Annotated in this window: 8 protein-coding genes; 4 read left to right on the top strand and 4 right to left on the bottom strand. The window is 68.8% G+C overall.

The features are described 5' to 3' along the window. Positions 1–114 precede the first annotated feature (114 nt). Complete coding sequence (locus ACSYHF_RS11220; RefSeq protein WP_447575654.1) at positions 115–12,498, top strand: filamentous haemagglutinin family protein; 12,384 nt, start codon at positions 115–117, stop codon at positions 12,496–12,498. Positions 12,499–12,949: 451 nt separating this feature from the next. Here the strand turns inward: ACSYHF_RS11220 and ACSYHF_RS11215 are convergent, their stop codons facing one another. Genes ACSYHF_RS11215 through gspH form a run of 3 tightly spaced genes read right to left on the bottom strand, consistent with a single transcriptional unit; the run spans position 12,950 to position 14,366 of the window. Continuing rightward, positions 12,950–13,564, bottom strand: coding sequence for a prepilin-type N-terminal cleavage/methylation domain-containing protein (locus ACSYHF_RS11215; RefSeq protein ID WP_164263492.1), 615 nt, complete (start codon positions 13,562–13,564; stop codon positions 12,950–12,952). After that, positions 13,561–13,923: a type II secretion system minor pseudopilin GspI gene (gene gspI / locus ACSYHF_RS11210; protein ID WP_005416768.1), complete on the bottom strand. Its 363-nt coding sequence runs from the start codon at positions 13,921–13,923 to the stop codon at positions 13,561–13,563. The genes ACSYHF_RS11215 and gspI overlap by 4 nt, the downstream gene beginning before the upstream one ends. Continuing rightward, complete coding sequence (gspH, locus tag ACSYHF_RS11205) at positions 13,920–14,366, bottom strand: type II secretion system minor pseudopilin GspH (protein ID WP_065196397.1); 447 nt, start codon at positions 14,364–14,366, stop codon at positions 13,920–13,922. Before gspH ends, gspI begins: the two co-directional genes overlap by 4 nt. A gap of 103 nt (positions 14,367–14,469) precedes the next feature. Between gspH and ACSYHF_RS11200 the strand changes: the two genes are divergently transcribed. Then, on the top strand, positions 14,470–14,931 hold the full coding sequence (locus tag ACSYHF_RS11200) for a general secretion pathway protein (RefSeq protein ID WP_181453220.1): 462 nt from the start codon (positions 14,470–14,472) through the stop codon (positions 14,929–14,931). Positions 14,932–15,021: 90 nt separating this feature from the next. Here the strand turns inward: ACSYHF_RS11200 and ACSYHF_RS11195 are convergent, their stop codons facing one another. Then, on the bottom strand, positions 15,022–15,357 hold the full coding sequence (locus ACSYHF_RS11195) for a hypothetical protein (RefSeq protein ID WP_053500982.1): 336 nt from the start codon (positions 15,355–15,357) through the stop codon (positions 15,022–15,024). A gap of 191 nt (positions 15,358–15,548) precedes the next feature. Here ACSYHF_RS11195 and ACSYHF_RS11190 point away from each other — a divergent pair, with 191 nt between their 5' ends. Continuing rightward, positions 15,549–17,174: a ShlB/FhaC/HecB family hemolysin secretion/activation protein gene (locus tag ACSYHF_RS11190; RefSeq protein ID WP_447575653.1), complete on the top strand. Its 1,626-nt coding sequence runs from the start codon at positions 15,549–15,551 to the stop codon at positions 17,172–17,174. Between the two features lie 38 nt (positions 17,175–17,212). Then, positions 17,213–18,997 carry a DUF2341 domain-containing protein gene (locus ACSYHF_RS11185; RefSeq protein WP_447575652.1) on the top strand — a complete coding sequence of 595 codons (1,785 nt, stop codon included), beginning with the start codon at positions 17,213–17,215 and terminating at the stop codon, positions 18,995–18,997.

Genomic DNA, 18,997 nt, shown 5'->3' with positions numbered 1-18,997 from the left:
TGTTTCGCTGTCGGCTTCGTGCCACGTGAACCGTCTATCAGTGGCAGGGCATGCGTTGCGCGTGCCTCCCCGATCGTCGCCGCAGCCGCGGCCCACCAGGTTGATGAGGTTCCGATGTCGCACCCGCTCCCGTCCGTTGTTCGTCCGGCCGCGTCGATGCGCCGCAATCATCCGATGGCGTGGGCCATCGCAGTCGCACTGGGGAGCATGGTGGCCCCGGCCAGCCAGGCGCAGCAGGCGTTCAGTCCGGGCTGGTTCGCCGAACGGGGCGCGGCCCAGGGCAGCGCGGCACAGAGTGGCCGGATGCCCAACGGCGTGCCGATCCAGTTCCAGTTGCCGGCCCAGCAGCAGGACGCAGCACGGCAGAAGCTGCAGCAGTCGATCGACAATCTTGGCACGGCGGCGCAGGCGATTGCCCTGCAGCAGCGCCTGCAGGAACAGGCGCGGCAGGCGCGCCGCGAAGCTGGCTTCGTCGTTGCCGACGGCCTCGGCAAGGACGGCCTGAGCGTCGACCAGAATCCGCTGACCCGTGGCTGGCTCAACGCGCGCGAGGCGATCCAGTCGCAGGGCAGCGACGGGCGGGTGCAGGTCACGGTCGAGCAGACCGCGGACAAGGCGATCCTGAACTGGGAGACCTTCAACATCGGCGGCAACACAACGCTGAATTTCCTGCAGCACCCTGACTGGGCAGTACTGAACCGCGTCAACGATCCTCAGGCGCGGCCCAGCCAGATCCTGGGCCAGCTGAAGGCCAATGGCACGGTGTTCGTGGCCAACCGCAACGGCGTGGTGTTCGGCAACAACAGCCAGGTCAATGTACGCAATCTGCTGGCGGCTGCAGCACGGATCAGCGATGCGCAGTTCCGCGACAATGGCCTGTACAGCCCCGACGCCAGCAGCAGCACGCTCAGCGATGCATTCGGCAAGGTGATGGTGGAGCAGGGTGCCCGCATCGCGACCCATGAGCCGACCAGTGCGACGCGCGGCGGTGGCTACGTGCTGCTGGCCGGGCACAGCGTGGAGAATGCTGGCCATATCGAGGCGCGCAAGGGCCAGGTGCAGCTCGCTGCGGGAGACAGTTTCGTGATCCGGCGCGGCGTGGGTACGGCCACCAACACCAGCTCCACCACCCGGGGCAATGAGATCGCGCCGCGCTTCATCGCCGGCAGCACGGCTGGCAGCGTGCGCAACACCGGCCTGCTGCGCGCGCTTGAGGGTGACGTGACTCTGGCCGGGCGCAGCGTCGAGCAGGCCGGTGTGGCCGTGGCCAGCACCACGCTCGCACAGCGCGGCACCGTGCATCTTCTGGCCTCGGCCAGTGATGCCGGCAGCAGCGTCACGCTGGCCGATGGCGCCACTACGGCGGTGCTGATCGAGGACGATGGCAAGGCCACGGTGCTGGATACGCAGCGCGACAGCCTCATCAAGGAGTCGGCAGAGCAGGACGCGATCCGCGCTGGCGCGCGCTCGGCAACCTTCGACAATCTGTCCCAGCACAATGATCGCCGGGACCAGTCGCGGGTGGAGATCGTCTCGGGTGGCAACATCCATTTCAGCAGGGATTCGCTGACGGTTGCCACGGGCGGCCAGATCATCGCCGATGCGGCGGCCCGCAGCTACGTAGACGACGCCGCGCGCGTGGACGTGTCCGGCGCAGTGGGCGTGCAGGTGTCGATGGAAAGCAACAATGTCCAGGTCAAGGTGCAGGGCAACGAACTGCGCGATGCCCTGGACAACCGCGACAGCGGCAAGCTGACCAGCAGTGAAGTCTGGGTCGATCGCCGCAGGCTGGTCCACGTTCCGGCCGGTACCGGGGGCTACGAGGGGGAGCGCTGGTACGCTGCAGGCGGCCTGCTGGAGGTGGGTGGCTACCTCGACAACCAGGGGCACTCGATCGGCGAATGGGCTGCGCAGGGAGGCACCGTCCTGCTGGGTGGCAGGGAAGTGATCACGAACGGTGGCTCACGCATCAACCTTGCCGGCGGCAGCCTGGATGTGCAGAGCGGCGTGATCCGGCAGAGCTGGGTGCGCGGCGTCGACGGCCAGGTCTACCGCCTTGATGAGGCGCCGGCGGAGATGCTGTTCGATGGCCTGTACAGCGGCCATGAAGTAAAGCAGGAGCGCTGGGGCATCACTGAGACCTTCCGTGATCCGATCGTATTCGCAGCGCAGCGTGTCGATAACGGATACACCGTCGGCCGCGATGCAGGTCGGCTGATCGTCTCCGCACCGACCGCAGTGCTGGATGGGAAGGTTGAGACGACCACCTTCCAGGGCGCGCAGCAGAACCGCAGGCCGGAGGCCGCGCTGGATGGCTATGCGCAGGCGCAGACGGCAGTGGCGCGCAATGCGCAGCTGTACCTGGGGCGCTACGACGGCCAGGGCCGCAGTGGTGTGTTCGGCTCGGATGTGCGCCTGGATGACAAGGCTCCGGCGAAGGCGGCGTGGTCGCTGCTGGCTCCGATCAACGAGGAGCGGCGTGACACGGTGTGGTTGGATATCGCAGCGCTGAGTGCCCAGCAATGGGGACGGATCGACCTGGCGACCGCCGATCGCATCCGCATCGACGGCAGCCTTCGGCTTCAGGCAGGTGGACAGCTCAACCTGACCGGCAGCGAGGTCGAACTGGCAGGCGACATCGGCATTGCTGGCGGCCAGCTGTCGGCGGGCAACCTGCTGGATGTCCAGGGCCGGCCGACGGCGCTGCTGCACGACGGCCGCGCCCGCACCGCCATTGCCGGTGGCACGCGGATCGATCTCTCCGGCGAATGGAGCAACGCATCACTGCCGATGCCGCTCGACGCCAGCGGTGCCTGGACGGATGGCGGCCGCCTGAGCCTGAGCAACAGTCATGACGTGGTCGTGGGCGCCGAGGCAACGGTGGACGTCGAGGCCGGCGCCGCGCTGGACCTGCGCGGCAAGGCCCGCATCGGCAAAGGGGGCAGCGTCAGCCTGCAGGCCAACAGCAGCACGGTTACGACCGACGGCAGTGGTCGGGTGCAGCTGGGTGAGGGGAGCCGGTTCAGTGGCCGAGGACAGGGCAGTGGTGCCTTCTCGCTGGGAACCGGTGGCCGCGTTCGAGTGGGCGATGCGGACCCGGCGGGCGCATCGCTACGACTGGACACCGGCTTGTTCGGCAGTGGCTTCGCGCAATACGACATCAATGGCCACCAAGGCGTGGAGGTGGCCGACGGCGCGCGGCTGGTCGCTGCCCTGCCAGGCCTGCGCATGACCCAGGACGCGCAGACGGCAACCGATCGGGCGTCCGCACTGGCGGCATGGGATGCGCCGCTGTACAGCGCCGATCCGTCGAACGGGCGCGTCAGCCAGCGCGCCGGTGCGAGCATCAGCCTGCGTTCGGACCGCAACGGCGTGGGCGGTGACCTGCGGGTCGGCAAGGATGCACTGGTGGCGGTCGATCCAGGGCAGACGATCTCGCTGCTGGGTGCAGGCAACATCGATGTTGAAGGCACACTGCGTGCGAAGGGCGGTCGCATCGTGATCGACGATGTGCGTCCGCAGGATGCGCTGTACGCGGGGCAGCGCACCGAACGCACCTGGCGTTTCGCCGAAGGCGCGCTGCTGGATGCCGATGCGGACGCGATCTCGCTGCCCGATGCCAGCGGCCGCCTGCGCGGGCAGGTGCGCGCGGGTGGACGCATTGAGATTGGCGGGGCGCTGGACTGGGAGACCGCAGCATTCGTCGACAACCGACCACCGGAAGCGTTCGTAGTGGTCGAACGCGGCGCGCGCCTGCAGGCGCGGGGGGCGTCGGCCGAGCTGGATATCGACGGCCAAGGCCGTGTACGCGTGGACAGCGACGGCGGGCAGATCGTGCTGCGCTCGGCCAATGCGCTGTATCTGGAGGGCGGAATGGACGCGGCCGCCGGTGGTGCCGGCGCACGCGGTGGCACGCTTGGGCTGGCCTTCGGCGGCAGCATCCATGCACGTGGCGCCAGCGAGGAGGTACTGCGGGCACGTGCGATCACCCTCGGCCAGCACAGCGCACCGGTGCAGCCACTGCCGGCCGCATTGGAGTATGGCCACGCCGCGTTGTCGGTCGAGCAGCTGCAGGCGGGCGGCTTCGACAACCTGTCCGTGTTCGGTGACATCCGCGCCGTTGGCGATGTCGACCTGCGCCTGGCCCAGAGCCTGCGCATCCATGGCCAGGGCACTTCGAGCCTGGGCATGGCCGTGGATGCCGGGCCGTCGTCGGCGTTGCGGCTGAGTGCGCCCTACGTCCGCCTGGCGCAGGCGCGCTGGGGCCAGCTGGCGGGCGAGAACCTGCAGGGCACTGCGGCGGTCGCTTCGGCCGGGCCGGACGATCACGCGCTGGCGGTGCAGGCCGCGCTGATCGACATCCGCGACGTCACCTGGCTGCCCGGGTTCGACCACGTGGCGCTGGAAAGCCGCAGCGACGTGCGCCTGACCAACGGCATTGCCAGCAGTGGCAACACCAGCGCGTTGATGACGGCCGGTTCGATGGACGTCACCGCTGCGCGCCTGTACCCCACCGCAGGCGCGGTCGGCACGCTGGTGGCCGGCGCTTCGGCGCAGACCGTGCAGACCGCTGATTACTGGGCCGATCCAGCTGCCGTGCTGCGAATCCACGGCACAGGTGCGGCCACGCAGCCGGCGCCGGAATCGGCGCTGGGCACGCTTCGCCTGGTGGCCGCCACGGTGCAGCAGGGCGGCAACGTACAGGCGCCGATGGGCACGCTGCAGCTGGGCGGCCTGATCCAGAACGGAACCATCGGCAGCCGGGTGGAACTGCTGCCAGGCAGCGTTACCTCCACCAGCGGTGCCGGCTTGTCGCTGCCCTATGGTGGCACCGTCGATGGTGTCGACTGGCGGGTAGGCACGCGCAGCCTGAGCTCGCTGACGCCGGCCGGCATCTCCTCGATGGGGGTGACCCTGAAGGCCAACGAGATCGAGGTGGCGTCGGGGGCACTGCTGGACATGTCCGGCGGTGGTGAGTTGACCGGTGCGGCCTTCGTGTCCGGGCGCGGCGGCTCTGTCGACGTGCTGCGCACGGCGTTGGCCGACGCCAATCCGCGCTACGCGTTCAGTGCGTCGGGCAACCCGGTGTACGCGATCGTACCGGGACGCGCCGGGGCGTTCGCCCCCAGCGGCGAAGAAGGATTCTCAGCTCCGGCGGTGGGCCAGCAGATCACCGTGCCGGCTGGCGTGCCCGGCCTGGCGGCCGGCACCTACACGCTGATGCCGGCAAGCTATGCGCTGCAGCCCGGTGCATTCCGGGTGGAGCTGGGCGCTACCGGCACCTCTGGCATCGTGCAACCGATTGCGACCGGCACCGGCACCTGGCGTGTGTCCGGGCAGCAGCGCACGGCGCTGGGCGCGGCAATCTCGCCGTTGCTCACCGACATCCTGCTGACGCCCGCCGCAGTGGTACGCCGGCACTCGGGCTACAACGAAACCTCTTACAACAGCTTCGCGCAGTCGGTGGCCGACCGCCGCGGCGAGTCGCGTGGCTGGCAGACCATCGATGCGCTCGGGTTGACCCTAGCGCTGGGCGAAGGTGCAGGTCGTGCAGACACGCCTGCCATCCGCTTCGCCGGCACCGCGCGGTTCGGCGCCGCCACCGACAATGGGCGCGGCGGCACGCTGGCAGCCACGTTGGCGAGCCCGGCGGTCGGTTCACTGGAGATCGTTGACGGTAGCGCGCAATCGCAGGCGCGTGATCGCGGCGCCACCTTCAGCGACGACGCGCTCAATGCCTTCCTGCCGGCGCGGATGATCATCGGCGGGCAGTTCAGCCAGGAGGCCTCGCAGGTGGCGGTGACCGGCCAGGCGCGCAGTGTGGCGATCCGTTCCGGCGTCACCCTGAACGCACCGGAAGTGCTGGTGGCAGCGGCCTCCGGTGGCAGCGGCGTGCTGGTCGAGGCCGGTGCGACCCTCGATACACTGCCGTTCGCAACCGCCAACGCGGGTGCCAGCGCGACGCTGCCTTACCAGGTCTCCGGCGGCCTGCTGGCGGTGTCCAACCAGCGCCTGAACCTGATCACCGGCACCACGGGCGTGGAGGCCGGTCCGGTGGCGATCGACATCGGGGGGTGCCAGGCGGCGTGCGACGGCCAGGCCCGGCTGGTTTCCGATGGCAGCATCGCGGTAGCGACCGATGGCACGCTGCAGATGCGCGACTCGGTCAGCTATGGCACCCGTCAGCTCGGCCTGAGCATGGCGGCGCTGAACCTCGGCAGTGCCGAAGCGATCGCACAGGCCGCTGCGGCAGGGGCACTGCCCAGTGGCATGACCATGAACCAGTCCGTGCTGCAGCAACTGCTGCGCGGCAATGATGCCACCGGCGCGCCGGCGCTGGACACGCTGAGCCTGGTCGCGCGGGAGTCTGTCAACGTGTTCGGCAGCGTCGACCTGGACGCGCGCGACAGTGCCACCGGCCGCAGTGGCCTGCAGACGCTTGTGCTGGGTGCGCAGGCCATCCGCGGCTACGGCGCGGCGACCGACCGTGCGCGCATCCTGGTGGACACGCTGGTCTGGGACGGCGCATTGGCGGCGAGCCAGGCGCCGGGCAGCGACGCGTCGGTGCCGCCGGCCGATCCGATGGTGGACCGGCTCGGCGCCGGGCAGCTGGACCTCGTCACCCGCCAGCTGCAGCTGGGGCGGGCACCATTCAGCCGTCCCAGCTCTGAAGTACCTGCGAACCGGCAGGTGCTCGGATTCAGTGCGCTGAACCTGAGTGCTTCGGAGCAGCTGTCGTTCTCCGCGCAGGGCACGCTGGACGTGTTCCAGCAGCGCGGCGACTATCTGGCCGACAAGGGCTGGCAGTACAGCGGAGGCAGCCTCGGCATCGATACCTCGTTGTTGACCGCCGATCCCGCCGCGCAGCTGCGCGTGCGCACTGGCGGCGAGTTCCGCCTGCACGGAGGCACCGGCAAGGCGGGTGGCGATGCACTGGGCAGTGAGCTGAGCATCGACGCCAACCGGATCACGCTGGACAGCACGATCGCGCTGGCGTCAGGACGGCTGTCGGCGAGCGCGCGCGAGGGCATCACGCTTGGCGGCCGGGCGGCGCTGGACCTGGCCGGGCGCAAGGTCCCGCTGTACGACGTGGACAAGTTCAGCTGGGGCGGTGATGTCCTGCTGTCCAGCGACACGGGTGACATCCGCACCGATGCGGCCTCCCGCATCGATGTTTCCGCCCGCAACAACCGCGGCGGGCGCATGACGGTCACCGCAATGGCCGGCCAAGCCGATCTGGCCGGTTTTCTGCAGGGTGCCGCCAGTGGCCGCTACGATGCCGGCGGCACGCTGGTGCCCTACGACGGCGGTGAACTTGTGGTGCGGGCACGTCAGCTGCAGGACTTCGCCGGCCTCAACCAGCGATTGACCGCCGGCGGTGTCGTTGGCGGCCGCAGCTTCCAGATCGGTGAAGGCGATCTTCGGATCGGCGACGAAGTGAAGGCGCGCCGGGTCGACATCAGTGTCGACGCGGGCAGCCTGACCGTGGCCGGCCGCATCGATGCCAGCGGCGAGCAGGTCGGCAGCATCCGCCTGTACGCCCGCGACCAGTTGCAGGTGGACGGCACGCTGGACGCGCACGGTACCGGCCTGCGCGTGGACAGCCATGGCAAGATCATCGACAGTCCGAACCGGGCCACCATCACGCTGGGCAGCGCCGAAGGCGCCGTGGGTCTGGGCAGCGCGGCGCACCTGGACCTGCGTGCCGGCAGCGGCGTGGCCGTCGGCGACGGCGCTGGACAGAACGACGGCATGGCGCGGGGCTCGCTGAAGATCGATGTGCCGCGGGTGGGCAGCAACGACGCGGCGATTGCCGCGGCCAATGGCCTGCGCATCGATGGCGCGGCTGACATCCAGCTCAATGGTGTCCGCCGTTACGACGATGCGCCCCTGGCCAGCACCGCTGATGTGCGCGGCAACCGCGCGCAGCTGGTGACCCAGCAGTGGCTGGACCAGGTGGTCGATCCGCACAGCGTGGCGTGGATCGATGGTGCGCTGGGCAACCCGGACCTGCAGCAGCGCACCCGCGCGCTGGGTGATGTCCGCCTTCGTCCCGGCGTGCAGGTGGTGGCGCGGCGCAGCGACGCCAACCCGGACGGCGACCTGACCATTGCCGGCGACATCGATCTGTCCGGCTACCGCTACGGGCCCGAAGCCAACCGCGCCGATCCATCGCGGCGTGGCTTCGGCGAATCGGCCTCGCTGGTGCTGCGGGCCGAAGGCAACATCAACGTCTACGGCAGCATCAACGATGGCTTCGCACCGCCGCCGTCCACGCCGGATGAGGGGGGCTGGCAGCTGTATGAGGGCCGCAATGGCAGCGCCGGGCACACCCCCTTCGGCAGCGGCCTGGTGGTGCCGGTGGACGGAGTGAAGCTGCAGCCCGGCACCGAGTTCCAGGCCGGCACCCGCCTGAACTACGACGTGCCGGTCGAATCGGTAACGCTTCCGGTTGGTACCGTGCTGCCCGCGCCGATGGTGATCTCGCAGAATCTGCGCCTGCCCGCGGGTACTGTACTGGGTGCGGCAGTGACCACCGACTCCGGGCAGACGCTGGCGGCGGGCACCGTGCTGCAGGAGCCGCTGGTGCTGGCGGCAGGTGCGCGGCTGGGAGCCGGCTTCCGCCTGCGCAGTGCGGTACAGGTGGCGGCACAGGAGTGGCCCGCCGGCGCGGTGTTGCCGGTTGCGCTGCGCCTGGCACGGGAAGTCGCGCTCAAGGTGGGCGCGTACATTCCCTCGTTGACCAAGGTGGAGCTGCCCGGCGACGCGCCGGTGAATCTGAGGCCGGCCGATGCCAACGGCAACCAGGGGCGCAACTGGGCGCTGGCGCCGATGCTGGCCGAGGGCACCACCTCCTGGGACCTGACCGTGGTTGCCGGTGCCGATGCCGGGGCGGCCGATCCACGCAGCCGGCGCTGGGGCAGCGAAGGCAGCGTGGTGCTGGCCGATACCCACCAGGGCTCGATCGGTACGGTCAAGACCGAGATCATCTGGGTGGGTGATCGTGCGTTGACCGAGCGGGCATCGCTGGACTGGATCGGCGACACGTCCTATGCGGGCCGCCCGATCGCAGAGCTGGCTGACATGTTCGGCTTCACCGAAGATGAGTTCTGCGCGATGTCGGCCGACTACTGCGGCCCGGCACCCCGCCAGGTGGCCGCGCAGGGCTCGCTGGATTACTGGGGTGACGAGACCTACGTGGGCACCCCTGCGAAGGACTTCGCCGCGATGTTCGGCATGACCGAAGACGAGTTCTGCAGTACCGCGCCCACCTACTGCGCCGGCGGCGGCACGCAGACCGAAGTGACTACCTACGGCAAGCGCGCGGGCACGCCGGCGTGGAGCGTGCTGCGCACCGGCAAGGGGGACATGGAACTGCTCGCTGCCGGTGACGTCGTGATGAAGTCAGGCTTCGGTGTCTACACCGCCGGCACTCCCACCGCGCTGGGTGGGGGCCACGACGCTGCCTTCAATTCGCCCCGTGCAGCGGCTCCCTGGAACACCGCACTGCTGGGGCCGAACCTGGTGCCGGGCAGCTATGACGCAGCGATCGCAGGCTACCAGGCCTGGTATCCCGATCATGGTGGCAACCTGCGGGTCGAAGCCGGGCGCGATATCGTCGGCGACGCCTGGACCGCGCGCGCGGAGTCGGGCACCAGCGAGCGCGACTGGGCGCTGTACTCCAGTGCCGCGGTCGGCAATTGGCTGTGGCGGCAGGGAACCGGGAGCACCACCGGCGTGGAGCCGGTGCCGACCAGCTGGTGGGTGAACTTTGGTACCTACACCAACGTGTCCGCTGCCGCTGGCGCCTCTCCGCGGATGGTCGGCTTCACCGGCTTCGGCACCTTGGGTGGCGGCGACCTGACGCTTGAGGCCGGGCGCAATGCCGGCGTCCGCGATCCGATCGGCGACGCGCTGGGCTCGCTGAGCGCACCACGCTCGGGCGCGATCATCGCGGCGGTGGGATCGACCGGCCGCGTCAGCAATGGCCAGCTGCACCTGACCGGTGGCGGCGACCTGCGGTTGCGCATCGGTGGCGCACTGAATCCGAATCTGCAGGCGACGATCTCCAGCCTCAATCCCTCCAGGGCGGGACAGAATCTCGATCTCAACGGTACCTTCAGCAATCTGCGTGGCAGCCTGCAGCTCGATGCCGGGCGCATCGGTGCAATGGGCGTCACCCTGGAAAACTACGCGACGCTGCGTCAGCAGCGCGCCGCAGACCTGTTTGCGCCCGACACCGCCCGCGCGATGGGCGGACCGGTGCTGGTGCTGGGCGATGCGGTCGCGCAGCTGCAGGCACGGGGCGATGTGGTGCTCGGCGGGATCGCCGATGCAGGCCGGGTGCCGCTGGCCAACTACAGCGCGGTGCTGCAGGATGATGGCGCGCGCGCTGCAGGCAGCACGTGGTTTTCCCTGTGGACCGCCAGCACGGCCGTGGATCTGTTCAGTGCCGGTGGTGACCTCGCGCCAGGCCTCGCCGGGCCGGATAACGTGACCGGCAGCAATCTGTGGCGCGAGCAGGTCCAGCTTGTTGTGCGTGGTGGTGATGATCTGCTGAATTACTGGCTCTATCCTTCGCGCTTCAGCGCCATTGCTGCGCAGGGCGACATCAAGCTGGACCGGATCAGCGCCACGCCGGGGACGCAGGATGTGATCCTGCTGGCACCCTCGGCAACGGGACGGTTGGACGTCCTGGCCGGTGGCAGCATCTTCGCCCAACGTGGCGCGACCCAGATCGCGCGCTCGGGCGCGGATGCGCGCCTGCCGGGACCCTTCGACCCCGCATTCCTGGCCCAGCAGGGGGATTCCGGCGGCAATGTGACCCGCTCGCGGCACAACCTGTCGGTCGACGGCAACATTGCATCGCCGGACGCGTCGCTTCCGCTGTTTGCGTTCGGTCCGAATACTCCGCTGTCCACCGTGTCTGCGGCCCTGGCGCCGAGCCGCTTCTACGCGGTGCAGGGCGACATCATCGGTCTGTCCGGCGGCGCCCGGCGCACGCTGAATCCCAACGTGGGGCAGCGCACCCAGCTGAACTGGTTCGAGGCCGCCGGTGCCGTGCAACTGCGGGCAGGCCGGGACATCCTCGGGGTATCGATGACCGCGTTGAACACCGCGCCCACCGATATCACGGTGGCGGCGGCGGGCCGCGACATCGTGCATCTGAACGCGACCATCGCCGGCCCCGGCAACACCGAGATCAGTGCCGGCCGCCAGCTGCGCCAGGAGGATGCGGGCAGCATCGTCAGCCTCGGTGGCATCGTGCAGGGCGACACCCGTCCCGGCGCCAGCATCGCGCTGACGGCCGGCAACCAGCAGATCGATTACGCGGCCCTGCGTGCCCGCTATCTGGACCCCGACAACCTTGCCGATCCCGCGCAATCGCTTGCGTCGCAGCCGGGCAAGGCAGTCAAGGTCTACGACCAGGAACTGACGCAGTGGCTGCAGCAGCGCTTCGGCGTGGCTGCTGACGGCGACGGGGCGCTGGCTGCCTTCGATGCGCTGCCGCAGGAACAGCAGCACATCTTCCTGCGCCAGGTCTATTACGCCGAGCTGCGCGAAGGTGGACGGGAATATACCGATGCAGAAGGGCCCCGCTTCGGCTCCTACCTGCGTGGGCGCGAGGCCATCGCCACGCTGATGCCAGACAAGGCTGCGACCGGCGCGACGATCGACCGTTACGGCGATATCGTGATGTACGGTGGCTCCGGCGTGCGCACCGAAGCGGGTGGCAACATCGAGCTGATGGCGCCGGGTGGGCAGATCGTGATCGGTGTGCAGGGCGTGGTGCCCCCGGCCAGTGCCGGACTGGTGACCCAAGGGCAGGGCGATATCCGGCTGTTCAGCCAGGACAGCGTGCTGCTGGGCCTGTCGCGGGTGATGACCACGTTCGGCGGCGACATCCTGGCGTGGTCGGAGCAGGGTGACATCAATGCTGGTCGTGGTTCGCGCACGACGTTGCTGTACACGCCACCGCGCCGCGTCTATGACGGGTGGGGCAATGTGATCCTGTCCCCGCAGGCCCCGGCCAGCGGTGCTGGCATCGCGACCTTGAACCCCATCGCCGAAGTGCCGCCGGGCGACGTCGATCTGATCGCACCGCTGGGCACCATCGATGCGGGCGAGGCCGGTATACGCGTCTCCGGCAACATCAATCTGGCCGCGCTGCAGGTGCTCAACGCGGCCAACATCCAGGTACAGGGCGAGAGCAAGGGCCTGCCGGTGCTGGCATCGGTCAACGTCAATGCGCTGGCCGCGGCCAGTGCGGCAGCCAACAGCGCCAGCCAGGCGGCACAGGACGTGATGCGCAAGAGCCAGGACGACGCACGGCGCAACCAGCCGTCGGTGATCAGCGTGCAGATCCTGGGCTTCGGCAGCGGTACCAGCAGCGTAGCGCCGCCGGCGCGCGGCACTACCGCCAACAGCGGCTACGACGCCGACAGCGCATTCCAGTTCCCGCAGGCCAGCCGCGACGACGGCACGCAGCGCAGGTAGGTGCCGACCCTGGTCGGCACGATCGCGGCCGGCAGTAGATCCACGCCATGCGTGGATGGGACTGACCAGGAAGAACGGACAGCATCGGGCCAGCCGCCAGGGAACGGTGGCGGCCCCAGCCAGGACGGCACGGAGGGCAGGGAGCGGCCATCGGCGGTGAGGACCACCGACACGGCGCCGCCGGGCGCAGGATGGCACCCGGCGGCAGGCTCGGCAGTAGATCCACGCCATGCGTGGATGGCTGGGCCAGCATCAGTGCCGACCAACGGTCGGCACCCACCAGGGCAGGCCGGGCAGTAGAAGCCGCTCGGCAGTAGATCCACGCCATGCGTGGATGGCTGGGCCAGCATCAGTGCCGACCAAGGTCGGCACCCGCCAAAGCAGGCCGGGCAGTAGAAGCCGCTCGGCAGTAGATCCACGCCATGCGTGGATGCTTTGCCTGGGAGGAATCCTAAAGCTCCAGCACCCGCCGGTAGCTCAGCGGCCCACGCCCATCGCGCAGGCCCAACCGCAGTTCCAGCCCGGTGGCCGGCAGCACCTCGCCTTCGCTCGGCAACAGCGCCCACCCCGCGCCCGGCTGCCAGGCGCGTACCTCGAACCGCTGCACATCCCTGGCCACCGCAATGCCTTTCGACGGCTCAGGCGCGGGCAGGGGGTATCGATCCGTCGCCGCGCCACTGGCCCGCCACAGCGTATTGCCCTGCCGCCACCAGCGCACCCGCTGCCAGCGTAGTCCATCACTGCCGACACTGCGGGTGATCTCCAGCGCGAAGCTGCCATCCGGGTGCCGTTCGCTTACCAGGGACGGAGGCAGCAGCCGCTGCGGTTGATCGGCCGGACGCACTGCACCATTCATCAGCGCGTCGTCGGCACGCATCTCGATATCGCGCTGGAACTGCTGCAGGATGCGCAGCGCCGTCGTGGTTTCGGCATCGGCCCGGCGCAGGCGCTGGTCGCTGCTGGCCACGCTGTCCAGCGCACGCCAGCAGATCAGCGCCAGCACACCCATGATGGTGATCGCGATCATCACTTCGATCAGGGTGAAGCCACGCGCGACCCGCTTCATTGCATGGTGGTCCATGGCAGCTGCATCCGCGCCAGGGACTGCTGCGGTGCATCTTCAGCCACCACGCTCAGTTCCAGTTGCGGCTGGCTGTCGCTGCCGGTGCCGAGATGTTGCAGCACCAGGAACGTGCTGCGCCCCTGCACGCAGCGCTGCCGTGCATCCTGCGGCGGCTGCCCAGCCAGGCGCAGCTCCTGCCAGCGGTCCTGCGCGCACATCAGTGCCAGCCGACGGTCGCGCAGGCGCGATTGATCGTCGGTAGCCACCGCCACCGAACGCATCACCGCCGCCAGTGCGATTGAAACGATCGCCAATGCGATCAGCACTTCGATCAGGGTGAACCCGTGCCTGTTCCGCTTCACTGCACGACCTGCAACTGTCCGCTGCCATCATCACGAAGACGCAGCTGGCGGCCCTGCAACGACAGCGTCAACTCCCACGCCACGCCAATCCATTCGGGGCTCAGTTCAATCGGCGTGGTCGGCTGCACCGCGATGCCCGCCAGCTGCCATGGTTGTGGGCGCAGCAGGTCGTCGCGCTGCACATCCACCCAACGGGTGCCTTCGCGGCGGCTGAAGCGGTAGCCGGCGGCGTCGGCCTGCCAGCGCAGGGGGCGGCCATCGATGCGGGCCTCGTCGCGCGCCACCTGCAGGCGCTGCGCCAACTGTTCGGCTTCCTGTCGCAGCTGCCGGCCCGGGTCGAGCAGGCTGCCCAGGCCCAGCCCGATACCCGCCGTGCAGATACCGATGATCACCAGCACCACCATCAGTTCCAGCAGGGTGAAACCACGCGGCACGCGCTGCATCGACGTTGCCTTCTGTCCGGGTCGATGCCTGCCAGCGTAGGCCCGCATGATGAAACAAAAGCGTCAGCCGCACCTGCTAGCGTGGGCAGACATGAACGTGGCGATGGTGCGGAACATGGACGGCAGGCGCTGGGATCGCAATCGCATGTTGACCCTGCTGGCGGCGGCGCTGCTGCTGGCCGTAGTCGCCTATTGGAGCATCACTCTGTCTGCGGTGGCGCCGGCGGCCGTGGCCAGCGAGGCGAAGACCGAGGCGGCGGTGCGGCCGATGTTCGATGCGGTGGCAAGCCTGCCGCTGGTGCGGCTGCTGTCCCCGGGCGCGGTGCAGACCGAGGTGGTCGTGCTGGGTGTGATGGCCGGCGACCACGCGCCGCTGGCGCTGCTTTCGGTGGATGGGCGTCCTGCCGAAGCGTACGCACCCGGCCAGCGGCTGGGGCCCTGTACGGTGCTGGCCAGCATCAATGCCAGCGCAGTGGAACTGAACCAGGCCGGTCAATCGCGCAGCCTGCCAGTGCCCGCGCTGCCACCAGTGCCAACTGATGGCATCGTGCCGGCTGACTTGTAGAGCCGAGGCCGCGCTCGGCTGCTCCTGCGCGGCATCGCCGATGAATGCAAAGACAGCCGAGCATGGGCTCGGCTCTACAAAGGCGCTGGCTCAGCGCGCAGGTCGCTGCGGCACCACCGAGCGACCGAACGCATCGCCCATGCGCTGCCGCGTGCCTTCCAGGTTGTACTGCATCAGCTGGTTGCCGGGCTGCTGCATCAGGCGTTCGGCTTCGGGGAGCGCCGCCGACTTCGCCGGCCTTGTCGCAGGCGCCAGCTTGCGTTGCAGACAGTCCCAGGCCGGAATCCGCTCGCCGTTGACCAGTACTTCGATGCAGGGCGCAGCTTCTTCCTGCTTCTTCGCTTCGTCGGCGCGACCCGATGGCAGCGCCAGCAGCAGGGCGAGGGCGAGGGCAGCGCGCAGGTCCGGCATCAACGATTCACACATCTCGAATCTCCCGCAGCAATCGATGTCCTGCAATGAAGACGGGTGGCCAAGGCAGGGTCCGCCTGCGTGCGTTGCGGCGCTTTCAAAAGATGACAGTGCTGTCACAAAACTGTTGGCGGCTTTGACGCGATGTACACGTCCTGTTGGTAGATCCACGCGCCGCTCCCTGGCCCTCCCTTCGATACGACGCGATGCCTTCGACGAATCCTGTTCCGTGCCGAGCCGTTCGCCTTCCGCTGCGCCTGCATCCGCTGGTGCTGGCCCTGGCCGCGATGCCGCTGCCGCTGTTCGCGCAGGAGGCAGCACCCGCGCCCAGCGTGAACATCAACGAATACGTCGTGCGCGGCAACACGGTGCTAGATCCGCGGCAGATTGAACGTGCGGTGGAACCGTTCCTCGGCCCGGGCAAGACCCTGGCCGATGTCGAGAAGGCGCGCGATGCGGTCCACGCGCTCTATCAGCAGGCCGGCTACCAGTCGGTCTACGTCGAGCTACCCGAGCAGCAGGTCAGTGGGGGCGTGGTGCTGCTGAAGGTGCAGCAGACGCCGATCGGCCAGCTGCGCGTGGTCGGCACCCGCCACGAGTCGCCCGAACGCATCCGGGAACGTGTACCGGCGCTGGCCGAGGGCAAGGTGCCTGACTTTGACCAGGCCCAGAAGGAACTGACCGCACTGAACGAAGGCGGACGTCGCCAGGTGATGCCACTGGTGCGCGAAGGCCAGGTGCCGGGCACGATGGATGTGGACCTGCAGGTCGAGGAGAAGTCGCCGTGGCGTGCCAGTGCGTCACTCAACAACGACCATAGCGCCGACACCGAGAAGCTGCGCCTGAGTGCATCGCTGGCCTACGACAACCTGTGGAAGCGTGGGCACAGCGCCAACCTCGGCGTGTATCTGGCGCCGGAAGACACGAAGCAGGCCAAGGTGTTCTCGGCCTCGTACACGATGCCGTTCGAAGGTACGCCGTGGAGCCTGGAAGCCTCCGGCTACAGATCCGACAGCCGCGTGTTGAATGCAGGTGGGCAGGTCGGTACCGGCACCGGTACCAATGTGATCGGCAACGGCCATTCGATCGGCCTCAAGCTCAACTATCGCCTGCCGGGCAGTAGCCAGTGGTGGCGCCAGCTCAGCCTCGGCGTGGATTTCAAGGACACCGAGGAAGACACGCAGATGGGCAAGGAGAGCCTGAAGACGCCGCTGAGGTACGCGCCGATCACTCTGGCGTTTGTCGGTGTACGCCAGGGCGAGCAGGATCAGTTGAGCATCAACACCCAGCTGGTGGCCGGTACGCGTCGCTTGTTCGGCTACGGCAGTGACGCCACCGCGTTCGGGCAGAAGCGCTACTGGGCCGATCCGAGCTTCGTGGCGTTCAAGGCCGATGTCGCCAACACCCACACTTTCGGCAACGACTGGCAGTGGTATGCGCGTGGATCGCTGCAGGTGACCGACGCGCCGCTGGTGTCGGCAGAGCAGTTCGCCGCCGGCGGCATGTACACCGTGCGTGGGTATCTCTCGGCCGAGGCGATCGGCGACTACGGCGGCCTGGCCAGCCTGGAATGGCGCACGCCTGCGTGGTCACCGTGGCGCGGCACCGACCTGCGTGTCTACAGCTTTGCCGACGCGGCCTACCTGCGCCTGCGCCAGCCGCTGCCCGAACAGCGCGACAAGTACAACCTGGCCTCGGTCGGCCTGGGCGCGCAGCTGCGCCTGGGTCAACACCTGCAACTGCGCCTGGACTACGCCTGGCCGTATGCCGATGGCCCGGTCACGCGCAAGGACGACCCGCGCCTGCATTTCAACATCAGCACCAGTTACTGACCCTTCCCTTGAACATGCGTTCTCCGGAGACCCTTCGCATGGACCGTTTGCTTTCCCGAGTGTTGTTGCTGCTGGCCGCGCTCGTTGCGCTGCCGGTGGCTGCGGCCGATGCCAATTGGTGGCAGGCCGAATGGAAGTACCGCAAGCCGATCACCATCGACGCCGGCCCGCAGGGCGCGGGCCTGGCCGGTGACCCGGGCCGCACGCCGCTGCTGCTGCGCCTGCATACCGGCAACTTCGGCTTCGACGGAACCCAGGATGCGGGCAACGACCTGCGCTTCGTTTCGGGTGATGGCCGTACCGTGCTGGCCCACCAGATCGAACAGTTCGATCCTAGGATGGGCCTGGCCCTGGTCTGGGTCGACGTGCCGGCGGTCAGTACCGCCGCGCCGCAGACGATCTGGATGTACTACGGCAATGAGAAGGCACCGGCCAGCGGCAACGGCCAGCAGGTGTTCGATCCGGACTACACGCTGGTCTACCACTTTGCCGAGGCCAATGCGCCGGCACGCGACACCACCGCCTATGGCAACAATGCCGGCGCGGTGGTGCCGCCGTCGGAAGGCTCGGTGATCGGCCGTGGCGTGCAGCTGGGCGCCGGTCCGCTGCCGCTGCCGGCCAGCGCATCGCTGGCTCAGGAAGCGGGCGCGCCGCTCACCGTTTCAGCCTGGATCAAGCCGGGCGGCAACACTGCGGCGCAGGCGATCTATGCGCGTCGCGACGGCGCATCCGAGCTGGTGCTGGGCATCGAGAACCGCGTGCCGTTCGTGCAGCTCAATGGCCAGCGCAGCACGCCCGCGCAGCCGGTTCCGGAAGGACAGTGGGCACACGTTGCACTGACGGCAGAGAAGGGCGCGTTGCAGCTGTACCTCAACGGGCGCGTCGTTGCCCAGCTGAGCGGTGCGCTGCCGGCGCTGGGCACGGCTCCGGTGGTGGGTGCCGATGCGCCGGGGGCGGTGCAGCCACTGGCCAACTTCGAAGGTGCGCTCGATGAACTGCGCGTCTCGCGCGTGGCACGGCCGGCCGCGCTGCTGCTGGCCGATGCCACCGCACAGGGTGCCGACTCGCGGCTGATCAGCTACGGCGCGGACGAGCAGTCCGCCGGTCAGAGCCACTTCGCCTTCATCCTCAAGGCAATGCCGTTCGACGCCTGGGTGGTGGTGGCGATCCTCGGCCTGATGATGCTGCTGTCGTGGGCGATCATGATCGCCAAGGGGCGCCACTTCGGCCGTACCAGCAAGGCCAATGCGGTGTTCACGGAGAGCTTCGGCAAGCTGTCCGGCGTGCCGCTGCGCACCCTGTCCGACATGGACCGCCAGGGCAAGGCACCGGCCGCGATGCACGATGGCTCGTTGTGGCGCATCTACCAGGTGGCCATCGATGAAATGCAGCAGCGCCACCAGCGCGATGGCAACAGCGGTTACCTCAGTGGTGCCACCATCGCGGCGATCCGCGCGTCGATGGATGCGGTGATGGTGCGCGAGCAGGAAGCGATGGCACGGCGCATGAACTGGCTGTCGACCACCATCGAGGGGGCCCCGTATGTGGGCCTGTTCGGCACCGTGATCGGCATCATGCTGGTGTTCGTGGTTGCGGCGATGGCCGGCGCGGTGGACATCAACTCGGTGGCGCCGGGCATGGCCGCGGCGCTGCTGTGTACCGCCGCCGGCCTCGGCGTCGCGATCCCGGCGCTGTTCGGCTACAACTACTTGGGCGCGCGTGCCGAAGCGATCGGCGCGGACATGGCGGTGTTCATCGACGAGTTCGCCGCGCGCCTGGCTGAAGAGCAAGACGGGCGCGGCCCGGCCGCGGTCCAGGGTTGA

The sequence above is a fragment of the Stenotrophomonas maltophilia group sp. P373 genome, assembly GCF_053295075.1.
This window is presented reverse-complemented; position numbering and strand designations above follow the sequence as displayed.